This is a genomic window from Dyadobacter pollutisoli (assembly GCF_026625565.1).
Taxonomy (GTDB): domain Bacteria; phylum Bacteroidota; class Bacteroidia; order Cytophagales; family Spirosomataceae; genus Dyadobacter; species Dyadobacter pollutisoli.
Map to the genome: position 1 here is coordinate 5,420,001 of NZ_CP112998.1, position 23,048 is coordinate 5,443,048.

17 protein-coding genes (1 of these 17 only partly in view) are annotated in these 23,048 nt (G+C 44.1%); 14 read left to right on the plus strand and 3 right to left on the minus strand.

Features of this window, described 5'->3' with window-relative positions; all coding sequences use genetic code 11:
• Positions 1-1,749, minus strand: the 5' portion of a protein-coding gene (locus ON006_RS22030) for a ribonucleoside-diphosphate reductase subunit alpha (protein WP_267609906.1). 696 nt of this gene lie to the left of the window's left edge; only the first 1,749 of its 2,445 coding nucleotides appear in the window; its start codon is at positions 1,747-1,749; its stop codon lies off the left edge, out of view.
• Positions 1,750-2,187: 438 nt separating this feature from the next.
• Here ON006_RS22030 and ON006_RS22035 point away from each other — a divergent pair, with 438 nt between their 5' ends.
• The 10 genes from ON006_RS22035 (at position 2,188) to ON006_RS22080 (ending at position 9,596) form a co-directional block, all read left to right on the plus strand.
• On the plus strand, positions 2,188-3,099 hold the full coding sequence (locus ON006_RS22035; protein ID WP_244824549.1) for a sugar phosphate isomerase/epimerase family protein: 912 nt from the start codon (positions 2,188-2,190) through the stop codon (positions 3,097-3,099).
• Positions 3,100-3,230: 131 nt separating this feature from the next.
• On the plus strand, positions 3,231-3,482 hold the full coding sequence (locus ON006_RS22040; RefSeq protein ID WP_244824548.1) for a type B 50S ribosomal protein L31: 252 nt from the start codon (positions 3,231-3,233) through the stop codon (positions 3,480-3,482).
• Positions 3,483-3,602: 120 nt separating this feature from the next.
• Complete coding sequence (locus ON006_RS22045; protein WP_244824547.1) at positions 3,603-4,796, plus strand: putative sugar nucleotidyl transferase; 1,194 nt, start codon at positions 3,603-3,605, stop codon at positions 4,794-4,796.
• Positions 4,797-4,837: 41 nt separating this feature from the next.
• Positions 4,838-5,956 carry a DNA polymerase III subunit gene (locus tag ON006_RS22050; RefSeq protein WP_244824546.1) on the plus strand — a complete coding sequence of 373 codons (1,119 nt, stop codon included), beginning with the start codon at positions 4,838-4,840 and terminating at the stop codon, positions 5,954-5,956.
• On the plus strand, positions 5,953-6,414 hold the full coding sequence (locus ON006_RS22055; RefSeq protein ID WP_244824545.1) for an ATP-dependent zinc protease family protein: 462 nt from the start codon (positions 5,953-5,955) through the stop codon (positions 6,412-6,414). Before ON006_RS22050 ends, ON006_RS22055 begins: the two co-directional genes overlap by 4 nt.
• A 37-nt stretch (positions 6,415-6,451) precedes the next feature.
• Entirely contained in the window at positions 6,452-7,354 is a 903-nt protein-coding gene (gene rimK, locus ON006_RS22060; protein ID WP_244824544.1) for a 30S ribosomal protein S6--L-glutamate ligase, read from the plus strand.
• A 66-nt stretch (positions 7,355-7,420) separates the two neighbouring features.
• Positions 7,421-7,738, plus strand: coding sequence for a type II toxin-antitoxin system HigB family toxin (locus ON006_RS22065; protein ID WP_244824543.1), 318 nt, complete (start codon positions 7,421-7,423; stop codon positions 7,736-7,738).
• Positions 7,716-8,075, plus strand: coding sequence for a helix-turn-helix domain-containing protein (locus ON006_RS22070; RefSeq protein ID WP_244824542.1), 360 nt, complete (start codon positions 7,716-7,718; stop codon positions 8,073-8,075). The genes ON006_RS22065 and ON006_RS22070 overlap by 23 nt, the downstream gene beginning before the upstream one ends.
• Positions 8,076-8,086: 11 nt before the next feature.
• Complete coding sequence (hemC, locus tag ON006_RS22075) at positions 8,087-9,019, plus strand: hydroxymethylbilane synthase (protein WP_244824541.1); 933 nt, start codon at positions 8,087-8,089, stop codon at positions 9,017-9,019.
• A gap of 118 nt (positions 9,020-9,137) precedes the next feature.
• Complete coding sequence (locus ON006_RS22080) at positions 9,138-9,596, plus strand: hypothetical protein (RefSeq protein WP_244824540.1); 459 nt, start codon at positions 9,138-9,140, stop codon at positions 9,594-9,596.
• An 82-nt stretch (positions 9,597-9,678) separates the two neighbouring features.
• On the opposite strand, the gene ON006_RS22085 is transcribed toward ON006_RS22080, so the two are convergent.
• A complete protein-coding gene (locus tag ON006_RS22085; protein ID WP_244824539.1) occupies positions 9,679-12,567 on the minus strand; it encodes a TonB-dependent receptor in 2,889 nt (962 codons plus the stop codon).
• Between the two features lie 323 nt (positions 12,568-12,890).
• Here ON006_RS22085 and ON006_RS22090 point away from each other — a divergent pair, with 323 nt between their 5' ends.
• Both ON006_RS22090 and ON006_RS22095 read left to right on the plus strand, forming a co-directional pair.
• Entirely contained in the window at positions 12,891-13,961 is a 1,071-nt protein-coding gene (locus ON006_RS22090) for a sensor histidine kinase (protein WP_244824538.1), read from the plus strand.
• Entirely contained in the window at positions 13,958-14,692 is a 735-nt protein-coding gene (locus ON006_RS22095; protein WP_244824537.1) for a LytR/AlgR family response regulator transcription factor, read from the plus strand. Before ON006_RS22090 ends, ON006_RS22095 begins: the two co-directional genes overlap by 4 nt.
• Before the next feature lie 23 nt (positions 14,693-14,715).
• Here ON006_RS22095 and uvrA read toward each other — a convergent pair whose 3' ends face one another.
• Positions 14,716-17,613, minus strand: coding sequence for an excinuclease ABC subunit UvrA (uvrA, locus tag ON006_RS22100; RefSeq protein ID WP_244824536.1), 2,898 nt, complete (start codon positions 17,611-17,613; stop codon positions 14,716-14,718).
• Positions 17,614-17,896: 283 nt separating this feature from the next.
• Here uvrA and ON006_RS22105 point away from each other — a divergent pair, with 283 nt between their 5' ends.
• Positions 17,897-21,157 carry a SusC/RagA family TonB-linked outer membrane protein gene (locus ON006_RS22105; RefSeq protein ID WP_244824535.1) on the plus strand — a complete coding sequence of 1,087 codons (3,261 nt, stop codon included), beginning with the start codon at positions 17,897-17,899 and terminating at the stop codon, positions 21,155-21,157.
• A gap of 34 nt (positions 21,158-21,191) precedes the next feature.
• A complete protein-coding gene (locus ON006_RS22110) occupies positions 21,192-22,955 on the plus strand; it encodes a RagB/SusD family nutrient uptake outer membrane protein (protein ID WP_244824534.1) in 1,764 nt (587 codons plus the stop codon).
• Positions 22,956-23,048: the final 93 nt, after the last annotated feature.

The following is a 23,048-nucleotide window of genomic DNA, read 5'->3' on the forward strand; positions in this document are numbered from 1 at the left end:
GCGATTGCTTTCAGGAGTGACACCCCACATATCAAACTGGAATATTCCTTGAGATACCGGACTGCCCGCCCAAGTTTCATATGGACCATGCTGGATAGCCAGTTCCATAGATGCCTCCATTGCGCCATAATAAATCGTCTCAAACACATCTTTATTCAATTGACGTGCTTCGTCCGAATCGAAAGGCATACGCATCATACAAAATGCATCGGCAAGTCCTTGCACACCAATCCCGATTGGCCGGTGTCGCTTGTTGCTTTTTTCGGCCTCAGGAATGGGATAGTAATTAAGGTCGATGATTTTATTAAGGTTACGTGTAATCACTTTTGTGATCTCATATAACTTCTTGTGGTCAAACCGCATGAAACCGTCCGCACTCTGCTCCACAAACTTTGGCAAAGCAATGGAAGCAAGGTTACATACTGCCACTTCGTCAGGAGCTGTATATTCAATGATCTCGGTACAAAGGTTGGAAGATTTGATCGTTCCCAGGTTTTTCTGGTTGGACTTACCATTCGCATGGTCTTTGTACAACATATAAGGAGTACCCGTCTCTATTTGAGATTCCATGATCGCAAACCAGAGATCCTGTGCCTTGATGGTTTTCCGCGCCTTTCCTTCCAATTCATATTGTTCGTACAGCTTTTCGAATTCCTCGCTGTGCGTATCCGAAAGACCCGGACATTCGTGTGGGTCAAACAATGACCATGTATCATTGGCTTCAACTCTCTTCATGAACAAATCAGGAATCCAAAGTGCATAGAAAAGGTCGAGCGCGCGCTGTTCTTCTTTACCATGATTTTTCTTAAGATCAAGAAAATCGAAAATATCGGCATGCCAGGGTTCCATATATATAGCAAAAGAACCTTTGCGCTTTCCACCTCCCTGATCGACATATCTGGCGGTATCGTTGAACACACGAAGCATTGGTACGATACCATTCGACTGACCATTTGTTCCTTTAATATAAGAACCCGTCGCACGAACATCGTGAATGCTCAATCCAATACCTCCTGCTGACTGAGATATCAAAGCACAATTCTTAAGTGTATCATATATACCGCTGATACTGTCCTCTTTCATTGTAAGTAAGAAACAGGAAGACATTTGCGGCTTCGGCGTACCTGCATTGAACAATGTAGGCGTTGCATGGGTAAACCATTTCTCCGAAAGCAAATGATATGTTTCAATCGCTGCCTGCACGTCGTCCTGGTGAATACCCACCGCCACACGCATCAACATATGTTGGGGTCTTTCAACGATTTTACCGTCAACCTTTAATAGATATGATTTCTCTAGCGTTTTATAGCCAAAGTAGTCGTAACCATAATCGCGGTCATATATAATGGTTGAATCAAAAAGAGACGCGTTCTGACGGATCACGTCATGAACCTCTTTCGAGATCAAAGAAGCATTTTCACCGGTTTTTGAATCTGTATATGTATAAAGACGCTTCATTGTAGCCGAAAAAGACTTCAATGTGTTCTTATGGAGATTTGAGATAGCAACACGGGCGGCCAGGATAGCATAATCCGGGTGTTTGGTGGTCATGGAAGCTGCAGTTTCGGCAGCCAGGTTATCCAGCTCGGCGGTAGTAACGCCGTCATAAATGCCGGATACAACCTTTTTTGCTACTTCTATGGGTTGGATAAAATTTGAGTCCAGGCCATAGCTCAGTTTCTCAATACGGGCAGTCACTTTGTCGAATTTCACAGATTCGCGGCGACCGTCACGCTTTATTACATACATTGACATAGTAAAGTGGTGTTTTTAAGGAAGTTAGTGATGTATATTCTTAGGATTTCACTCGGAGATGATTTCTAAAAATCTCATGAAATAACACTAAAAAATTCACAAACGCAACCAGTAATTTAACCCAAAAATCAAGTTTATAAGGATAATCCAAATTAATAAATTGTTAAGAATCTTATACCTAGCAGTTTATGAAAAGTTTACACTTAATAGATTCTATGAAAAAAAAAACCACCCAGGCACCTTTAAAAATTTGCAAACTTTTTTTTCGGACCGTACTAGAAAAAGAAAAATACAAGAAGAAAACATATTTGAAAATCAATCAATTACACTAAAATCATTATTTGTAAAAAATTTAAATTTGTAAACTTTTATTTTTCGACGCTATTTTTTTCTCTCACAAATATTTAACCACCGAATAAAACTTTCAAAAATATGAGTCAAATTATTGATCAGGCTACCAGGAGAGATTTCCTTAAACAGACCACCGGAATAGTGGCTGGACTAACAGTAGGTTCGGCTCTTCAGGACGTGCTGGCCGCACCGCCAATCCAGCCATTGTATTCGTTACAGCTCGGCGTGTATGCCGCTTACAACAAGGCTACTTTCTTAAAAGAGTCTGGATGTACCTATATAGAGGAATCAGTTGCGGGCTTTCTGATCCCGCCCGACGGCGACGCTCAGTATGAAAAGAATCTTCAGCAGCTACGGCAAGACCATTTCCCGATCAAGTCTTATGTAATCCTGTTACCAGGAAGTTTGAAAACATTGGGACCAGACGCCAACCATGAGGCTATCCTGCAACGTACCGAGCTGGTTCTCAAAAGGGCGAAGGAATGTGGCTCACAATATGTTGTATTCGGCAGCGGCGCCTCACGCGTTATCCCGGATGGTTTTGATCGCGCCATCGCTAAAGCACAGCACATTGAACTGACGAAGAAAATGGCGCCGCTGGCAGAAAAGTATGGCGTTACCATTGCCGTAGAGCCGCTTAACCGGGGAGAAACCAATTTTATCAACAGCCTGGCCGAAGGGGTAGAAATTGTAGACGCTGTAAAAAGCCCGCGAATCAAGCTGCTATGCGACATTTACCATATGCTCAAGGAAGACGAATCGCCTTTGGAGATTGTTAAATACGGCAAGCACATTGTCCATTGCCACATTGCTGAGAAGGAAAGCCGCACGCCTCCCGGGGTCAAAGGAGATGATTTCAGGCCATACCTAAGCGCATTGAAGAAAATCAATTACAAAGGCGGATTATCCATTGAATGTTTCGTATACACGGATTTTGACAAAGAAGCAAAAAGAGGAATTGAGGTTCTGAAACAGCAACTAAGTGAGGTTTAGAGCATTAATTTTTCTCTTATCATCACTAATATAAAAAAGATAGCGTTTCAATACTTGGTTTACAAGTTAGGATTTTTTACTTTTGCAATCCTTTTTGAGAATTGTATCGAAACACATAATACCATATACCAATGAAAAAAGATATTCATCCCAACTATAGAGAGGTTGTTTTCTGGGATCTATCAAGCGATTTTAAATTCATTACGCGTTCTACCATAGAAACCAGCGAAAACATTACTTGGGAAGATGGAAAATCTTATCCGGTTTATAAAGTTGAGGTTTCTTCTCAGTCGCACCCATTCTACACAGGTAAAAATGTACTGGTAGATACAGCAGGACGTGTTGACAAGTTCAGAAAACGTTACGGACAAAAAGACGCTTAATAAGCTCTTCTTCCAAAATTATTAAAGCAGTCTCCTGACAAATGTGTGCAGGAGACTGCTTCTTTTTTTGTCCTAACCAATAAAATGACCGAACTTTGAAAGCATATACTTGAATAAAATATGCCCGACATTATTCTGTTTGACGATCCGGTACTGAGAACTCAATTATTGCCTTTTACATACACCAGACCGGTTTCTGGTATTCGCATTGGAATAAATACAATTGCCGAAAAATGGATGGACTGGCTTCAAACACCGATATCCTTCCTTACCGAAAGATATCTAAGTCCCAAATTCAGGATACATACTTCTGCGGATAATGTGTTCATCAATGGCAGCTTATGTCCTGATGCGAACCTTGCCGTTACCATTCATGAGCTACCTTTTAATACAGCATTGATTTCCGCGCAAAACGAGATTCTGGCTGTCAGAACTGCCACGAGGTGGAATCCTTCTGTGGGTTTGGACGATTTTACGACCATATCCTATAGTGAACCGTTTACAATGGTCAGGAATGTCTGGGATATTTTCGCTTTCAATGGCGGACAGATAAAGGCTGACTTTGAAAGAATTGTTTCATCACGCCAGTCGGCTGATCTTACGGATCCTTATACGTGCTGCTATAATTCGGAGAATATATTTATTGAAGAAGGCGCTGTGGTTAAGGCTTCCGTTTTGAATGCAGAAAATGGCCCTATTTACATTGGCCGGAACGCATTGATACAGGAAGGCTCCATGATACAGGGCCCATTTGCGATCGGCGAAAGTTCTGTATTGGCACAAGGTACCAAAATCAGGCCTAACACAACCGTCGGGCCGTTTTGCAAGGTAGGCGGCGAAGTAAGCAACTGTGTTATATTTGGTTATAGTAACAAAGGGCATGACGGCTACCTCGGCAATTCGGTTTTGGGCGAATGGTGTAACCTTGGAGCCAATACCAATAACTCCAATCTAAAAAATGACCATAGTGTTGTAAAACTGCATAGCTACGTGTCAGATACGCTCGCTGACACAGCTCTGCTCTTTTGCGGGCTCATGATGGGCGATTATTCCAAAGCAGGAATTTCGACTATGTTCAACACTGGCACCGTTGTTGGCGTAAGTGTTAATGTATTCGGGGCAGGATTTCAGGCCAAGCATGTCCCATCGTTTTCGTGGGGCGGAGCAGCCGAAGGTTTTTCCGAATACCGTTTTCAAAAGGCGCTAACAGTGGCCCGGGATACTGTGAGCCGCCGGAATGTAGCTTTTGATGAAACGGAGGAAAGTATCCTGAAATCTGTATTCGAGCAAACACAGGAACAGCGCCTCGCGTAGCCACAACAAACTCCTTTTTTAAAGAACAACCCAAAACGAAAGTGCTATTCAAAGACATTCCGGGACTGGAAGACATCAAATCAACGCTCAGGAGATCGGTGCAGAACAGTCATCTGGCACATGCTCAGCTGTTCGACTACCCTACCGGCGGCGGCGGGCTGGCAATGGCGCTCGCGTTTTCGACCTATATCAACTGTGAAAACCGGAATGAACTGGACGCTTGCGGAGTATGCGCTTCGTGCGCCAAAATGAGCAAGCTTGTTCATCCGGACTTCCATTTTATTTTCCCGATCGCTACGTCAAAAAAAATTGACGGTAAAACCAGCGAGGCATTCCTTCCATTGTGGCGCTCGTTTTTAATTGAAAGCCCCTACCGGGTATTACCCGAATGGCTCGACCATATCAGCGCAGAAAACAAGCAAGGGAATATTTCGGTGGAGGAAGCAAGGGGAATTTTGCGAAAACTTTCCGTTAAGGCCTACGAAGGCGAATATAAGATCCTTTTGATCTGGAAACCCGACATTATGAATGCGGCCTCTTCCAATGCTATTTTAAAGATTTTGGAAGAGCCGCCTGAAAAAACATTGTTCCTGCTCGTTAGCGACCAGTCGGACAAGTTATTAACGACCATTATTTCCAGAACACAGCGAATTACGGTGCCCGCTTTTAGTGATCAGGAGGTTCGCTCTTACCTTAAACAGCATGACGTTACTGAAACCGCTGCCAACCAGATTGCCTATTTGTGTGATGGAAATCTTTCCGAAGCATTGAAACTGGTTCAGGAAACGGAAGACGACCGCTCTGCCTGGTTTGCCGCTTGGATGCGTTCATGCTACAAATTCGACATTTCACATCTCGTCAAATTGGCTGATGGGTACGATGTCATGAACAAGGAAAAGCAGAAAGGTATGTTGGAATATTCATTGAAATTGTTTCGGGATATGTTGGTTTGGAGCCACGGGGCAGGAGAACTTTTGCGGGTTCCGCAGGAAGAACTTACTTTCGTACAGAATTTTTCCAAAACCGTTAACTTCGAATCACTGGAAAAAATGATTGAAGAAGTGAATGTCGCTTACTACCACATTGAACGGAATGTAAGGGCAAAGATGGTTTTCTTAGACCTCTCTTTAACAGTTGCACAATTCTTTCAGCGCAGATGAAACAGCATTTGGAGGTTATTGGGGCAACTGATCTCGTCGATTTACCAGAACTTGGCTGGTTCAATGTTCCGGTACGCATTGATTCCGGGGCTACCAGTTCTGCCATTCATTGTTCACGCGTCCGGCTGATCAGAGATGGCGATGAAACCAAGCTTTGCTTTTATCTTGATGCAAAAAAAGGAGCGCCCCAGCAGTCTTTCACCGTCACCGATTTTAAAGAAACAATTGTAAGAAACTCTTCCGGCAAAGAAGAAAAGCGATATGTGATCAAAACCCGCGTAAAGCTCTTTGGAAGAAACTTCCGGACTGAGTTTTCTCTCGCTAACCGCCGGAAAATGAGTTACCCCATTCTACTAGGACGAAAATTGCTCAAAAACCGGTTTATCATAGATGTATCCCGCAAAAATCTGTCCGCTGCCAAACAGGCGCCGGCACGTCACGGTCAGGGAAAGAAATGACTATCCTAACCTACCCCCACATCTCAATTTATAATTTATGAAAATCGCCGTGTTATCCACCAATCCCGACCTTTATTCAACAAGGCGTCTGGTGGAGGCAATCAAACAAAGAGGTCACCAGGCTGTGGTTATCGACCACGTCAAATGCTTCGTGATGATCGAAGGGGGAAAACCTACTATTATATATAAAGGCAAACCAATAAAAGGGATCGATGCAGTAATTCCACGAATAGGGACTTCGGTCAATGCTTTTGGATGCGCTGTGGTCCGCCAGCTGGAACTGATGAAGGTTTTTACGACCGTAAAATCACAAGCGATCTTACGTTCCCGCGACAAATTGCGAAGTATGCAGGTGTTGGCAAAGTCAGGTGTTGATATTCCAAAAACGGTATTTGCCAAAAACCCCGCCCAGGTTACTGAATTGATCCATATGGTGGGTGGCCCTCCCGTTATCATTAAACTTCTGGAAGGAACCCAGGGTGTAGGGGTAGTACTAGCTGAAACGATCAAAGCCGCCAAGTCCACCATTGAAGCATTTTACGGGTTACGGGCCAATTTCCTGATCCAGGAGTACATTGCAGAATCCAAAGGTGCTGATATACGTGCATTTGTGATTGGAAACAAAGTGATCGCTGCCATGAAAAGGCAGGGGGCCGAAGGCGACTTTCGCTCGAATTTACATCGGGGTGGCGAGGGTTGTATCATTGAACTTTCTCCGGAAGAGGAACATACCGCCATTGCAGCTGCGAAAGCATTGGGTGTCAGAATCGCCGGAGTTGACCTGCTGCAATCTGACCGGGGACCGCTGGTAATGGAAGTCAATTCTTCGCCGGGCCTCAGAGGAATAGAAGAAGTAAGCGGAATTGACATCGCCTCGCTGATTGTTGCTTACATTGAAGACAAAATTGTTACCGACGAAGGAGATACTGTTGGCGTTTGAAAACTATACACTAGCATTTATATCGTAACCAATTTGGTTACATTATAGTATCTTTGTCTGAAATGCATGAGAATAATTGCCCTAAAAACACTGAAAGACTATTTAGAAGCTTATCCAAAAGCCGGGCAATCGTTATTGTCCTGGCATGAAGAAGCGGAATCTTCTAACTGGAATTCTCCCAACGAATTAAAAGAGCAGTATCGCAATGCCTCCATACTGAGCAATAAGCGAGTCGTTTTTAACATTCATGGTAATACATATCGCCTTATTGTTGATATCGAATTCAGGTTGAAAATAGTTTTTATCGTTTGGTTTGGGCCGCATGAAGCATATGATAAAATTGATGCTAAAAAAATAGGGTATGATCGCTCCAATAAAAAATAATGTTCAGTACGAGCAGGCGCTGGAACATATATATGAACTAATGCAGGCAGAGCTAGCACCAGATTCTATTGAATCAGATGAATTGGAAGTATTATCAATTCTGGTCAAAGAATATGAAAACCTAAACTTTCCTATGCCAAAACCCAACCCGGTAGAAGCTATCAAATTTAGGCTCGAACAATTGGGGATTACGGAAAAAGAGCTGTCCGAAATACTGGGATATCGCTCGCGAAAATCTGAAATTTTGTCCGGCAAAAGAAAGCTAAGTCTCGATATGATCCGAAAATTGAATGAAACACTGCATATCCCAGCAGATGTTCTTATACAAGCTTATTGATAAATAAAACCATGCATATAAAAATCGGAACGCGGGGGAGCAAACTCGCACTTTGGCAGGCATATTACGTGGAGGACCTGTTGCAAAAAGGTGGCGTTGAAACTGAAATAGTGATCATTGAAACCAAAGGAGACCAGATACTGGACCGGTCCCTTTCCAAAATAGGCAGCAAAGGCGTTTTTACCCAAGAACTGGAAGACCAGCTTATCAGTGGCGGCATTGATATTGCCGTGCACAGCGCGAAAGATCTGCAATCTCAGCTCGACGAAGCATTTGAGATCATTGCTTTTACCGAGCGTGAAAAAGCCAATGATGTATTGGTGAGCCACGATACTAGTTTATCACTCAAAAGTGGTGAGTCATTTGTAGTTGGCACTTCTTCCACACGCAGGGTGGCAGTTTTAAAGCATTTTTATCCGCACATTAAAACCATAGATATGCGCGGTAACCTGCAAACACGGCTTCGGAAATTGGAAGAAGGCCAGTGTGACGCCTTACTTCTCGCATACGCTGGCGTACACAGAATGGAGTATGATGACAAAATCGCAGAGCATTTACTTTTAGACGAATTCACTCCGGCAGTTGGCCAGGGTAGTGTCGCCATTGAATGTGCCGTGACATTGCCAGATGACAAAAAGAGCACCATTAAAAACCTGCTAAACCACGGACTTACCGAAATATGCCTGCTTACCGAAAGGGCATTCCTGAAAAGACTACAGGGAGGGTGTAGCATTCCGGTATTTGGAATGGCCACATTGCATGACGACCAAATCAGTATCGCAGGTGGTATCATCAGCCTCGACGGAAGCGAGCTGATCCGCAGAACGCAAAGAGGTTCCAATGCATTTCCTGCGGAATTGGGAACCGCATTGGCCGACGAATTGCTGGAAGCAGGTGCTGACAGGATTTTACAAGATATTAAATCCAAAAATCAAGAAATTTAGAAAATAGGTTTGCTAAATAACTCTTACCGAACATTGGTTGATTTGTACCTAAGGATAATTGATTGATAATGAATAAATTCTAAATCAATAACATTGCGAACATCTTAATCTATTCGCAATGAAAAAAATTCTTTTAGTTTCTATTCTCGCTACCGAAATCTTCTGGTCATGCTCAAAACATGACAGCGCAGATTATAGTGGCACCATTGCTGACTTGACTGTCAACTACCGTCACATTTATCAATCTATTTTACAAGATTCGTCTGTCCACGAAGAGATCACCTGGAAGATTAAGCGGGTAGATGTTAACAAAATCGAAATCGAAGAAGTGATTGTAGATCTATTGACCAATCATATTATCCGGCAATCGACATACCGAAATGTGATCCCGATCATGGATGAGAATGGGCACAATTTTCTAGATTTTGATAATGCAGCCACATCATATAATAACGAACAAGTTGTTAAAGGCAAAGCTGCACTATTTGCGAGAACATTAGTTGCAGACGTTTCTATCAAAACAAAAGAAAATGGAATTCGGAAAGACAATCGAGAATTTGTAGTAATTGAATTTTAATTAGTCTAGGAACGTCTTCAAAAAAGTAAGGCCAAACCATCGCTGGTTTGGCCTTTTCTTCATTATATAAACTAGTAGATAATTAATCCTTTTTTGGTAACGAATCCGCTGGTACTGCCGGTTTTGCAGGCAATGCCGTTGAATCCGTGGGTGTTACCGGAAGCACAGGCTTTGAAGTGCTGTCTGGTCTTACCGCCGTAGAGTCAGGCTTGAATGTCGAATCCCTTTTCATTGTGGAAGAATCGGGTCTCATTCCAGGCTGCCCCTGAAACCCTTGTCTTACGGGACTCGCAGTGCTGTCAGTTGTTGGCCTAACACCTTGTACACCTTGTGGCCTGCCTGCTCCGCCTGCTGGGCGCGCCGCTGGCACAGTGATCGCAGGTGTCGCAGCTCCTTGTGTTGCACCACCGCCGTCCATTCCGCCACCGCCGTCACTTTTCTGATCATCATTGTTCACAGATTTTTTCCGGCGTGGTCGTTGTTCAACGAATGTCATTTTGCCCAGCTTGTAGGAGAAGTTAACTCTGAACCCTCTGTTATACAAATGGTTTGTGTTGTTCTGATTGAAGCTGTATGATTCCAAAACCGTTTTTTGCTTGAAAGCAGGGGCCAGGAAATTCTCCATACCAAATCCTATACTTCCCCTTTTGTTTTTGAAATCTTTTTTAAGACCTAGATCATACATTCTGAAACCTGTTTGATATCCTTGTAATTGAATATCCCTTCCTCTCATGAACGCTCCTCCCTGAAAACCCCATCCATTTTTGATGGTAACACTTGTTCTTAAACGACCACTGATAACAAATCCGTCATTGCTGTACCGAAGCGTAGGATCCGAGTTATTGTTGGTAAGCGTAACATAGTAGGAGTCGAAACCACCGCCAAGTTGCCATCTTTTAAACAGTGTAATATTTCCAAAAACATTCACGCCATAGTTGTCCTTTTGACCAATGTTCCCGAAGGTGGTAGAAATCACGCCGGTTGGGCTTACCGTCCTGATGCTTTCAATAGACCCATTTGTAAAGCGGGCAAAAGTGGAAACGTTTACATAAACGGTACCTTTAAAGAAACTGGTTCCTAACTCAACCTGATCGGTAAGCTCCGGTTTAAGGTTGGGATTACCAAACGATATATTTTGAGGATTTGACGCATTAACGTTAGGGTTAAGATACTGAATACCTGGACGTTGAAGCCTCCTGTTGTACCCCAATTTAATAGTCTGCCCCTTTCCGAAAGTTTGAGAAATATTAATACTTGGAACCAGATTACCGTACGAAGGGATGTTAAGATCAACCTTGCTGCCTTCTCTCGACAATTGATTGGCATTGATATTGGTATATTCGTATCGAGATCCCACTTTAAGTGAGAACCGGCTTTTTGTGGTGTAGGTATATGACAGGTACCCCGCAGCTACATTCTGGTCATAGTTGAGGTTATTGGTAGAATCCAGGGCATTAGCTTTGTAATAGAAATAATCACTAACTACCTGACGCATAATCGCCTTACCGCCCAATTCAAGCATTTGATTGTCCTTAATCGGAGTCTGATAATCCAGCTGAATAGTGCTTTCCTGGTTGTGGCTCTTATTGTCATTAGCCTGATTATTCAAAAAGTCCCTGACGTCCAAACTGCTCAATGAGTAGTTATCTGCCTTATAGTTGTTAGTTCTGTTGTTACGGCTGAACTGGGTCGAAATGCTTAGTTCCTGCTGAGGCTTGCTTAGCGTTTTGAGATAATCCACATTGACATCCCATGTTCCTGACAAGTCCTTGGTATCTACATCGCGGAAAAGCGAGGTCGCAGCACCTGCTCTGGTATTAACAGTAGTAAGCTCCTGAGAATTAATCTGATTCCGCAAACCATACCGAACGTTAGCTGAAACCGATGATTTGGGATCAATTTCGTAATCCCAGCCCAAGTTGTACGAACCAAACGCATTCTTGTTATGTGATTCAGAAGATTGCTTAACCGAAAAAGGTTCCGTTTTGCCTACCTGTGAATTTTCAGATTTGCCAGGCATATTGTAGCCGAATCTTCCAAATCCACCCAGACTGAAACCCATTTTTCCAGTGCGGTAATTTCCTCTCAATCCAAGGTTAGATCCTCTGTTTCCGATACCAGTATCAATATTCAATGTACCGCCTTGAATGGTACTTTTCTTAGTTACAATGTTAATGATACCAGCCGATCCCTCAGCGTCATATTTTGCCGATGGAGAGGTAATTACCTCAACCGACTTGATCATATCTGCCGGAATTTGTCTTAATGCATCAGCTACACTTGACGCAATAATGGTAGAAGGTTTGTTGTTAATCAAAACCCTTACATTGGAACTACCTCTTAGTGAAACGTTTCCGTCCAGGTCCACAGTTAACATCGGAACCTTCTTCATCACATCCGAAGCATCACCGCCTCTACTGGTAATGTCCTTCTCTGCATTGTAAACCAGCCTGTCGACTTTCTCTTCGATCAATTGGGCCATGCCTACCACTTCCACTTCATTAAGCTGAACTACATCTGCCGCCAGTGTGATCGAACCAAGATCAAGCTCCGTTTTGCGGTCTATTTTAACATCATTGATAGTCTTTGTTTTATATCCAATAAAGGAAATAAGGATCTTGAAGTTACCAGAAGCAACTTTCGTCATACTGAACGCCCCCTTTTCGTCAGTAGTTGTACCATCGATCGGGTTATTCGTTTTGATATCTACGAGAGCGAGCGCTGCAAATTCAACAGGTTTTTTGCTAACTGAGTCGATCAGGATACCCTTGATTTTTCCGCTTCCCTTGGGAGTATCCTCCGCTGTTCCCGGTATGATTGTCTGCCGTGCTCTGTTGCCACCTCTTTGGTCTCCGCCGAAGCCACCACCGCCCCGGTTACCGCCACCTCCGCCGCCTGGAAACTGGGCAAAAGCTGTCGAGGTGAGTCCTGTTAAAACAGCCAGGAATACATATTGTAAAATAACTTTCATGGTTGGGTTGTATATTGATGTATTATTGGAAGCTCAAAATAACTGTCAATAAAATTGTAATAAAAACAGAATAGATGGAAAGGTGGTATCTACCGATCAAACCCGGATTTCACACGATTAAGAGGTCGTTATAAACGGCGTACCGGGCACACATCGTTATATATTGGAAACCGATGACTTTACATTTTCATTAATAGATCAGGGCAAGTGATCGGTCGGTATTTGAGGTACATTGATCGATTGGAATAGGTGATTTGACAATTTCACCGTAAGATTGTAACGTCATGCTACGTTTAAGCACATTGAAACTAACTAATTTGTAAATGGATACGCGTGCCGCTCGAAAATATCCCCCATTGTTCCTTCACTTGCTAGGATGGAGCTTTTTGGCCCTGTTCCTGATGTGGCAACCATTGAGCTGGCAGATTGTGTTTCCGGTTTCTTTCTGGATAAAACAGGCTGTTCTGCTTGCGCTGCTGGTCTCTGTATTTTATCTCAATTACTATATCTGGTTTCCGCGATATCTTGCCAAAAACCGCTATTTCAAGTTTATAATACTCAATATTGTTTCCGTTGTCCTGCTTGCATTTGCGATGGAGCAGGTAAAGATCTTTATCAATCATGGCGAGCAGATGGACCGCGCATTTCGTACGGCCCGCGAAGTAAACGGTGACAAAAAACACCATGACAAACTGGACAATTTCGCATTGCTTACTGCGCTGATGATCATTGGATTAAGTACTAGTGTAGCTGCCGTTCGCGGTGCTCAGCTCGATAAACAATACCGGCAGAATCTCGAAAAAGAAAAGATCAATTCAGAACTTTCCTTCCTGAAAGCGCAGATCAACCCACATTTTTTCTTTAATACGCTCAATAACATATATGCATTGACCGTCATTGACGTGGAGGCGGCGCGGGAAGCACTGCACAAGCTCTCGCGTATGATGCGTTACGTATTGTACGAAACACAGCACGGAACCGTGTTACTAAGTCAGGAAATTGCTTTTGCCCAGGACTACATTCAACTGATGCAATTGCGACTGACCGACAAAGTAACCGTACACCTGGATCCGCCAAAGCCACTTCACGATGTGAGCATTGCCCCCATGTTATTTTTGCCATTTATTGAAAATGCATTCAAACATGGTGTTAGCGCCGTACAGCCAAGCCGGATCGACATTCAGATCCGCCAGAGTGGTCATAAGATTTTTGTTGAAGTAAAAAATACATTATTCACTGACAAACGAGCAGTACTCGACGATAGCAATGGCATCGGACTGGCTAATACCCAGCGTCGTCTCGACTTGCTTTATCCCGGAAAGTACCAGCTGGAAGTGAATGAGAATAAAGAAGGAAAAGAATTTGAAGTACACCTCGAACTTGAAACGGCATGAGCGTCATTGAATGCATCGCCGTAGATGATGAGCCGCTGGCTCTTGGATTAGTATGCGCCTTTATTGAAAAGACCCCGTTTTTGTCGCTTGCAGGACGGTATTCCAGTGCGGTAGAAGCATTGCAGGTCATTCATAGCAAGCATATTGACGTTATATTTCTGGATATTCAAATGCCGGACCTTACGGGCATTGAACTCGCTCGGGTTATCGAGAAAGCGGGGACCAAAGCACCGAGGATCATATTTACAACCGCTTTTAACCAGTACGCACTGGACGGTTTTCGCGTTGACGCATTAGACTATCTCCTAAAACCCTTTAACTATGAAGAGTTCCTCCGTGCTGCATCTAAAGCACAGGCTTATGTAGAGCTTTTACAAAAAGCTTCATCCGCGGCTTCTCAGGAAACCAAGGATGAGTATCTGTTTCTGAAAGTTGAATATCAGCTGGTTAGGATAGCCTATGACGACATTTTGTACACGGAGGGACTCAAAGATTATGTGAAGGTACACCTGAGATCCGATCCCAAACCGACCCTTTCCTTAACCAGCCTGAAAGCGCTGGAAGAGAAACTGCCGGCTTCCAAATTCATGCGTGTCCACCGCTCATTCATTGTCAATCTGGACAAGATCAGTGCAGTTACCCGCAACACCATCCAGATCGGCGCGGTTACCATTCCGGTGAGTGACCAGTACAAGGAAAACTTCAATCAATTTTTGAGTAAGTGGATGTAAGAGTAGGTAACTTTTAATGTCACCTACTTCAATTCCTCCTTTAAAAAGTGCCCGGTATAGCTTCCCTTAACTTTGGAAACCTTCTCTGGCGTGCCCTCCGCAATGATACGGCCGCCTTGTGCACCACCTTCCGGTCCTACATCTATCACATGGTCAGCGACTTTGATCACATCCAGGTTGTGTTCGATGATCAGTACGGTGTTCCCTTTTTCAACGAGTTTGTTCAGTACATTCAACAAATGCCTGATATCCTGAAAATGCAAGCCCGTAGTAGGCTCATCGAGAATGTAAAGTGTTTTTCCGGTATCACGTTTCGATAACTCTTCCGACAGTTTTACACGCTGCGCTTCTCCTCCTGACAGTGTCGTAGCATGCTGGCCCAGGGTAATGTAACCCAAACCTACATCATTGAGTGTTTGCACTTTGCGTAAAAGTCTCGGCTGGTTTTCAAAGAATTCCAGGGCCGTTTCCACCGTCATATCCAGAATATCGGCAATGGATTTGCCTTTGAAACGCACTTCTAATGTTTCGCGGTTAAATCGCTTCCCTTTGCAGGTCTCGCAATTAATGTGAACATCTGGCAGAAAATCCATTTCGATCTTCTTCATACCCGCACCCTCGCAATCCTCGCAACGGCCGCCTTTTACATTAAAAGAAAAACGACCGGGTTTATAGCCCCTGATTTTAGCTTCGGGGAGTTCCGCGAAAAGGGTTCGGATGTCTGTAAATAAATTGGTATAGGTAGCCGGATTGGAACGTGGCGTCCTGCCGATCGGTGACTGATCTACTTCAATAACCTTGTCAATATGTTCTAATCCTTCAATGGACTTATAAGCCAGAGGCTCCCTTCTGGATTTATAGAAATAATGATTCAACAACGGAAACAATGTTTCGTGGATCAGCGAAGATTTCCCGCTTCCGCTCACACCTGTGACGCAAATCATCGTCCCAAGCGGAAAAGACATATTCACATTTTTAAGATTGTGCCCCGTACATCCTTTCAGACTAATGACATTTCCATTGCCTTTTCTGCGTTTTTTGGGCACTTCAATGGTCTGCCTGCCACTCAGGTATTCAGCAGTCAATGACCCGTTTTTCAGGAATTCGTCCGGGGCACCTGCTCCCACAACATTACCACCGTGGCGTCCGGCTCCCGGCCCGATGTCCAGAATATAGTCCGAAGCCAGCATCATATCCTTGTCGTGCTCCACTACCAAAACAGTATTACCAAGGTCGCGAAGGCTTTTGAGCGAGTTGATCAGCCGCACATTATCTCTTTGATGCAGCCCAATGCTCGGCTCGTCCATAATGTAAAGCACGCCGGTAAGCTGTGTCCCGATCTGTGTCGCCAGCCGTATCCTCTGTGCTTCCCCGCCCGACAATGTTCGAAGCGCACGGTTAAGTGTCAAATAGTCAAGGCCTACGTCCAGTAAAAAGCCGACCCTTTTACGAATTTCTTTCAGCACTTCATGCCCGATCACACGCTGGCGCTCTTCCAGCCTTTCTTCCAGGTTCACCAGCCAGTCGGCCAATTCACGAACGTCACTGTTTGACAGTTCGGCAATGTCCTTTCCGTCAATTCTGAAATGGAGCGATTCCTTGCGAAGGCGCTTTCCATTACATTCAGGGCAGGTTTGGGTAACCATGAAATCTTTCAGCCAATCCTGAATTTTTTCGTTACCAGATTCCTGCTGGCGTTTCAGAAAGTTGATGATACCGTCAAATTTGGTTTCCCATTCAGTACCGGGATATTTTTTGGAAGGTACCGGAACAGCTTCCTCGCTGCCATACAATACCAGCTTGATCGCCTCCTCGGGAAACTTATTAAGCGGAGTAATCAATGTTATTTTAAATGGTTTGAGAAGTACTTCCAGCTGTTTAAAGATCCACGCCTCCCGGTATTCACCCATCGGCGCAATCCCGCCGCGGGTAATGCTAAGGGTTTTGTCCGGCATGATGGAATCCTCTGTAATTTCTTCTACAACACCAAGGCCCTGGCAAGTCGGGCACCAGCCATATGGGGAGTTGAATGAGAATGCATTGGGTGCCGGATCATCGTAACTGATTCCCGATTCCGGATCCATCAGATTCTGTGAAAAATAGTACGTTTCTCCTTTATCGTCGAGCACCATTAGCGCACCTTTTCCCTGCTTTATGGCCGTTGCAACCGATTGACTAAGCCGGTACCGTGACTGTCCGTCATCTTCTTCCTTCTTTGGAACAACCCGATCAATTACAATTTCAATGTCGTGGACCTTATAACGGTCCAATTGCATTTTCGGGGTAATATCCATCACCTCGCCATCAACCCGCACTTTGGTGTAGCCAAGCCTCGCAATCTGTACAAATAGTTCGCGATAATGCCCCTTGCGACCTTTGACGGCCGGAGCTAGCAATACAATTTTTTTACCCAAAAACTGCGTTTGTAACTGGTTGACTATCTGATCCTGAGACTGTTTGATCATTCGCCTGCCCGTAACGTAAGAGTAGGCTTCACCCGCTCTGGCGTACAGCAAACGGAGGAAATCGTAGATCTCGGTCACCGTGCCCACTGTGGAGCGCGGATTACGGGAAGTGGTCTTTTGTTCAATACTAATCACCGGCGACAGCCCGCTGATCTTGTCCACGTCCGGCCGCTCCATTTCACCAATAAAGCCGCGTGCGTACGAAGAAAAGCTTTCCATGTACCTGCGTTGCCCCTCGGCATATATAGTATCAAATGCCAGTGAGGATTTGCCGCTTCCACTGATACCGGTCACCACGACCAGTTTATTCCGCGGAATGTTGACATCAATATTTTTGAGATTATGCTCGCGTGCCCCTTGAACTTCAATAAGATCCTGATCCGCAACTTCTAAACCATTTAAGTATTCCAAAGTATCAACAATGTTTTTGTGTACGCCTTCCGGCAGAAAAAGCATATTACTGAATAACCACAAAAAAGCCTTCAGAGTTGCAATTATTTTTCACAAAATAACAGGCTGCGTATAGTCTTTGGGATTGTTTGTTTTCAAGTTTTGGTCCTTCATGCAAACGATTGCATAATTATATTATTCCGAGAATAAATTTTATGTAACCGTTGGTACATTAATATTTATTATAAAAATATCACCAATCACTACATTCTATTGTCCTCTCAATTTCTATATTTGACTTAATATTGATAATTTTTAATACTTTCTTAACCATTAACTCCCTATTTGTATGAAACAAAATTTACGAGTCTTTTTGACTTCCGTAACCTTATTGGTGTGGGCAGTGCTAAGTTCCGGCACATCCTACGCGCAGGAAAGACAGGTTACCGGTAAGGTCTCATCTGCCACAGACGGAGCCGGTATCCCGGGCGTCAATGTGCAACTAAGGGGCACCAACACCGGAACAGTTACCGATGCTGATGGCCGCTATTCTATCGAAGCCAAAGGTGCCGATGCTGCTCTTGTATTTTCTTCAATCGGGTACATAAAGCAAGAAGTCGTAATCGGTGCAAAATCTGTTATCGACATAACCCTCGCCGATGACATCAAGAGTTTGACCGAAGTCGTTGTGACTGGTTACGCTTCTCAGCGTAAGCAGGATATTACCGGTGCCGTTACGGTGATCAGCCCGAAAGAGCTTACCGCGGTACCATCTGCAAGCGTTACCCAGATGCTTCAGGGACGTGCTGCCGGGGTAACTGTAGGAAATGACAACTCTCCTGGTGGAGGTACCATGGTCCGTATCCGTGGTTTTGGATCTATTAACAACAACAGCCCACTTTATGTAATTGACGGAGTACCTACCCAGGGAACTCTGAACCAGCTTAACCCAAATGACATTGAGTCCATGCAGGTATTGAAAGATGCTTCTGCGGCTTCTATTTATGGTGCGCGTGCTGCAAATGGTGTTGTGATCATTACAACCAAAAAAGGTAAACCAGGCGAGCCAAGCATTACATTTGACTTCTACACAGGTACTCAGAGACCCGGCAAAATGCTGAACTTGCTGAATACCAAAGAATTGGGTGAGTATTTGTACCAGTCTGATATTGGAGCTGGTAAAAGCCCTTCTGTTACTTCTCCTTCCGTTCAATATAAATTTGGACCAAATGGAGAGCAAACTGTTGCGGACTATATCTATCCAAATGTTTACGGCGAACTTCCTTCTAACTACACTTATACCAATGACATTGCTGATCCAAATCTTGGTAAAACAGCTTTCAACATTACAAAAGCGAACAAAGAAGGTACTGACTGGCAGGATGTAATTTTTGACCCGGCTCCAATTTCCAACTACCAGATCGGAGCAACAGGTGGTTCAAAATCTGCTAAGTATGCGATCTCAGCCAACCATTTCAAGCAAGATGGTATTTTGAGATATACCAAATACAAAAGATACTCTGTACGCGCTAACACCGAATTTACCAAAGGCAAAATCACAGTGGGAGAGAACCTTACATTTTCATATGATGAAAGACAAGGTATCACCAACAATGATGAAAGTAACCCGATCATGTTTGCGATCCGTGTTCACCCGATCATTCCTGTGTTTGACATCACCGGTGGCCCGGCTGCATTGGGTGGAACCAACACTTCCCCATACAATGGTTTTGCTGGAAGCCGTGGTAGTAACCTTGGAAATGCACCTAACCCGCTCGCACGTTTGTATCGTGAGAAAGACAACATTACCAGAGGTACGCACGTATTCGGTAACATGTTTGCTTCGATCGACATTTTGCCAGGCCTTACCGGACGTACCAGCTTCGGTCTTGAATACAACCAGACAAACCGTTCTGAATATTTCCACAGAGATATCGAAGCTGCTGAGGCAAGAAATGCAAACAGCATGAACGTGATCAACAACCTTGACCGCTCGATTACCTGGTTCAACACTTTGAACTATTCGAAAATATTTGGACCTCACAATCTGAATGTACTGGTAGGAACGGAAGCTGTTAAAACTTATGCAGCAGCCTTCCAGGCCAGCAGAAGTGGTTTCGCATTTGATGACCTTGACTACCGTTACCTGGATGCAGGTTCCGCGGCAGGTTTGGCCAATGCTGGCGCAGGAGCTACACGAAGCGCATTGTTCTCGCAGTTTGGTAAAATCAACTATGGTTTCAAAGACCTGTTCCTGGCTGACTTCACATTACGTCGTGACGGATCTTCCCGTTTCTCAGAAGCTAACCGATATGGTATTTTCCCTGCATTCTCGTTGGGTCTGCGTATGACTGAGTTGAGTTTCATGAAACCGACCAAAAAAGTATTGGACGATTTGAAACTACGTTTTGGCTGGGGTAAAACTGGTAACCAGCTGATCCCGAACGTGTACAACGCTTATACGCTTTATGCGCCGGATCCACAAAACAATGCGTACGATATCAACGGTACCGGAACATCCATCGTGGGTGGATTTGACCTTGTACAATTTGGTAATGCCAATGGTAAATGGGAAACCAACACTTCTACTAACATTGGTCTTGACGCGGTGTTGCTGAACAACAAACTGGAATTTGTTCTTGACGTATACAACCGTAAAACAACCGATATGTTGACCCAGATCGCCATACCAAGAACTGCTGGTACAGGTACTATTCCTTACACCAACATTGGAGAGGTTACTAATAAAGGTTTCGATATCGGTCTGAATTTCCGCGACAAAAAAGGTGATTTCTACTATACTGTTGGGGTGAACTTTGGTCACTACAAAAACGAAGTGGTGAAACTGAACAATGACCCTAACGCTACCATCTTTGGATTCACAACTCGTCTTCCGGCTATGTCAGCTTCGAAAGCGGGATATCCTATCGGTAGCTACTATGGTTACTTTGTGGATGGTGTGATTAAAGACCAGGCGGAAGCTGATGCAGCTCCAAAATTCGGTTCTTATACACGTGAAGGTGTTTTCAAATTCAGGGACGTAAATGGTGATGGTATCATTACCGCTGCGGACAGAACGATCATCGGAAGCCCTCACCCGGATTTCAACTACGGTGTGAACCTGAATGTTGGTTACAAGGCATTCGACCTGACTGTATTCGGACAAGGTGTACAAGGAAACGAAATCTTCAACTATACAAGATACTGGACGGATTTCAACGTATTCCAGGGTAACCGCTCTAAGGATATGCTTTACAACTCTTGGAAAAAACCAGGTGATGATGCAAAGCTTCCAAGACTTAACTCAGGTGATGCAACCAGCCAGCAGGTTTCTTCTTACTTCCTGGAAGACGGTTCTTATTTCCGGATCAAAAACATCCAGTTGACCTACACATTGCCTTCGGTGTTACTGAAAAAAGTGAAGATCGCATCGGCGCAAATTTATGTACAGGGACAAAACCTGTTCACATTCACCAAATACACCGGTCTTGATCCAGACATCAACCTGAGAAGGTCAGGTAATGACAATGAGGACAAACACCTGGGTGTGGATGAAGGTGCTTACCCTGTCTCCAAATCATATCTTGTAGGTTTACGTTTTGGCTTCTAATCCTCTGATATTCACGAAATTTCATATTGTAACAATGAAAAAAATAACCTTAATAATCGTCTTAATTGGACTGAGCTTTTCTTGCTCTGACAGCTTTTTCGATCTGAAACCACAAGGCCGAGCGTCCTTGGAACAATTGAGCAACAAAAACGGCGTCAACGCATTGTTGATCGGCGCCTACTCGCTTGTAGATGGAGTGGGATCCGGAAACACAGGTCGTCAGTCGACTGTTTCAAACTATGTTTTCGGTGGAATTGCCAGCGATGATGCGGTAAAAGGAACAGATGCCGGTGACCAGCCAGAGCAGTCCTTCATCGAACAATACAACTGGCTTTCGGATAACACTTACTTCCTTGGAAAATGGTGGCATCAATATGACGGCGTTGCAAGATGTAACGAAGTTATCCAGATCGTTAACGGTGAACTCGTAAAAGATATGACCGAGGCGGAGAAAAAGCAGGTGATCGCGGAAGCTCGTTTCTTAAGAGGTTTCTTCCATTTTGAAGCCAAAAAGATGTGGAATAAAATACCTTACATTGACGAAACGGTATATGTAGCTGCTGATCCCAACTCCACCAAAATTCCAAATACGGAGGATATCTGGCCTAAAATCGAAGCTGATTTCAAATTTGCAGCAGAGAATTTGCCTACTACACAGGCTCAAAAAGGAAGAGCTACACAATGGGCTGCCAAGTCTTTCCTGGCCAAATCTTTCTTGTTTGAGAAAAAATGGGCTGAGGCAAAAGCTCTGCTTGATGATGTGGTAACCAACTCAGGCAAGAAACTGGTTGCTAACTACCACGACAACTACAGAACAACCGGAAACAACAACTCTGAGTCTATTTTCGAGGTACAGTTTTCAGTAAATGACGGGACCAATGGTAACAATGGTAACGCGGGTGACAACCTGAACTGGCCCTATTCTGCTGGTGCTCCCGGACGTGGATGCTGCGGTTTTTACCAGGCTTCTCATAACCTCGTGAATGCATTCAAAACAGAAAACGGGCTGCCAATGATTGGTACAGCCGCTGACGGAACGTTGGATACTTACAATAAAGTAGACCTTCCAAATGATCAGGGAATTGTAAGTTCAGCTGCATTTACATTGGACAAAACAGTACCTGTTGACCCCCGTCTCGACTGGACAGTTGGACGTCGCGGGGTAAACTTCCTGGATTGGGGCCCGATGCCGGGTTCTGCCTGGATCCGTGATCAGGTATATGCAGGTCCGTTTACAGGTAAAAAATGGATGTACTACCTGGCCGAAGAAAACAGTACTACCCACTCTACCAGCAAAAGGAACGTGAACAACAACTTCCGCATGATCAAGCTGTCGCACGTATTGTTGTGGCTGGCTGAATGCGAAATTGAATTGGGAAACCTGGCTGTGGCTGAGGGATATGTTAACCAGATCCGTAACCGTGCAAAAACAGGATCCGTTCAGGATGCTTCTGTGACTTATAAAGTTGAGCCCTATGCGGCCGGTACTTTTGCTGCCAAAGGTGCTGATTTCGCAAGAAATGCGGTACGTATGGAGCAAAGACTTGAATTTGCAATGGAAGGACATCGTTTCTTCGACCTGGTACGCTGGGGCATTGCAGAAAAAGTGCTTAACAAATATGCTGCGGAAGAAGCAGTACCTGGAAAAGAGCCATCAGGACGTGTATTCAGCAAGAGAGGTTATTTGTCGGGTAAAACATTCACTGCCAAAAACCTTTACTACCCGCTTCCTCAGGATGAAATCCTGAACAGTCAGCTGGACGGAAAGCCTACATTGACCCAAAATCCTGGATACTAATAACGTAATAGGTTTTTAATCTGAACTAAATTGAAAAAAACCGGTCCCCGCGGCCGGTTTTTTTGTGCATTGTTTTACAATAAATACTTTTGA

What these genes read in the sequence shown, in the direction of transcription:
- ON006_RS22055 (WP_244824545.1), top strand. Translation starts at nt 5,953, where the DNA reads ATGAAACAGCATTTGGAGGTTATTGGGGCAACTGATCTCGTCGATTTA.
- ON006_RS22040 (WP_244824548.1), top strand. Translation starts at nt 3,231, where the DNA reads ATGAAAAAAGATATTCATCCCAACTATAGAGAGGTTGTTTTCTGGGAT.
- ON006_RS22070 (WP_244824542.1), top strand. Translation starts at nt 7,716, where the DNA reads ATGATCGCTCCAATAAAAAATAATGTTCAGTACGAGCAGGCGCTGGAA.
- ON006_RS22045 (WP_244824547.1), top strand. Translation starts at nt 3,603, where the DNA reads ATGCCCGACATTATTCTGTTTGACGATCCGGTACTGAGAACTCAATTA.
- hemC (WP_244824541.1), top strand. Translation starts at nt 8,087, where the DNA reads ATGCATATAAAAATCGGAACGCGGGGGAGCAAACTCGCACTTTGGCAG.
- ON006_RS22105 (WP_244824535.1), top strand. Translation starts at nt 17,897, where the DNA reads ATGAAACAAAATTTACGAGTCTTTTTGACTTCCGTAACCTTATTGGTG.
- rimK (WP_244824544.1), top strand. Translation starts at nt 6,452, where the DNA reads ATGAAAATCGCCGTGTTATCCACCAATCCCGACCTTTATTCAACAAGG.
- ON006_RS22085 (WP_244824539.1), bottom strand. Translation starts at nt 12,567, where the DNA reads ATGAAAGTTATTTTACAATATGTATTCCTGGCTGTTTTAACAGGACTC.
- ON006_RS22035 (WP_244824549.1), top strand. Translation starts at nt 2,188, where the DNA reads ATGAGTCAAATTATTGATCAGGCTACCAGGAGAGATTTCCTTAAACAG.
- ON006_RS22110 (WP_244824534.1), top strand. Translation starts at nt 21,192, where the DNA reads ATGAAAAAAATAACCTTAATAATCGTCTTAATTGGACTGAGCTTTTCT.
- ON006_RS22090 (WP_244824538.1), top strand. Translation starts at nt 12,891, where the DNA reads ATGGATACGCGTGCCGCTCGAAAATATCCCCCATTGTTCCTTCACTTG.
- ON006_RS22065 (WP_244824543.1), top strand. Translation starts at nt 7,421, where the DNA reads ATGAGAATAATTGCCCTAAAAACACTGAAAGACTATTTAGAAGCTTAT.
- ON006_RS22095 (WP_244824537.1), top strand. Translation starts at nt 13,958, where the DNA reads ATGAGCGTCATTGAATGCATCGCCGTAGATGATGAGCCGCTGGCTCTT.
- ON006_RS22080 (WP_244824540.1), top strand. Translation starts at nt 9,138, where the DNA reads ATGAAAAAAATTCTTTTAGTTTCTATTCTCGCTACCGAAATCTTCTGG.
- uvrA (WP_244824536.1), bottom strand. Translation starts at nt 17,613, where the DNA reads ATGCTTTTTCTGCCGGAAGGCGTACACAAAAACATTGTTGATACTTTG.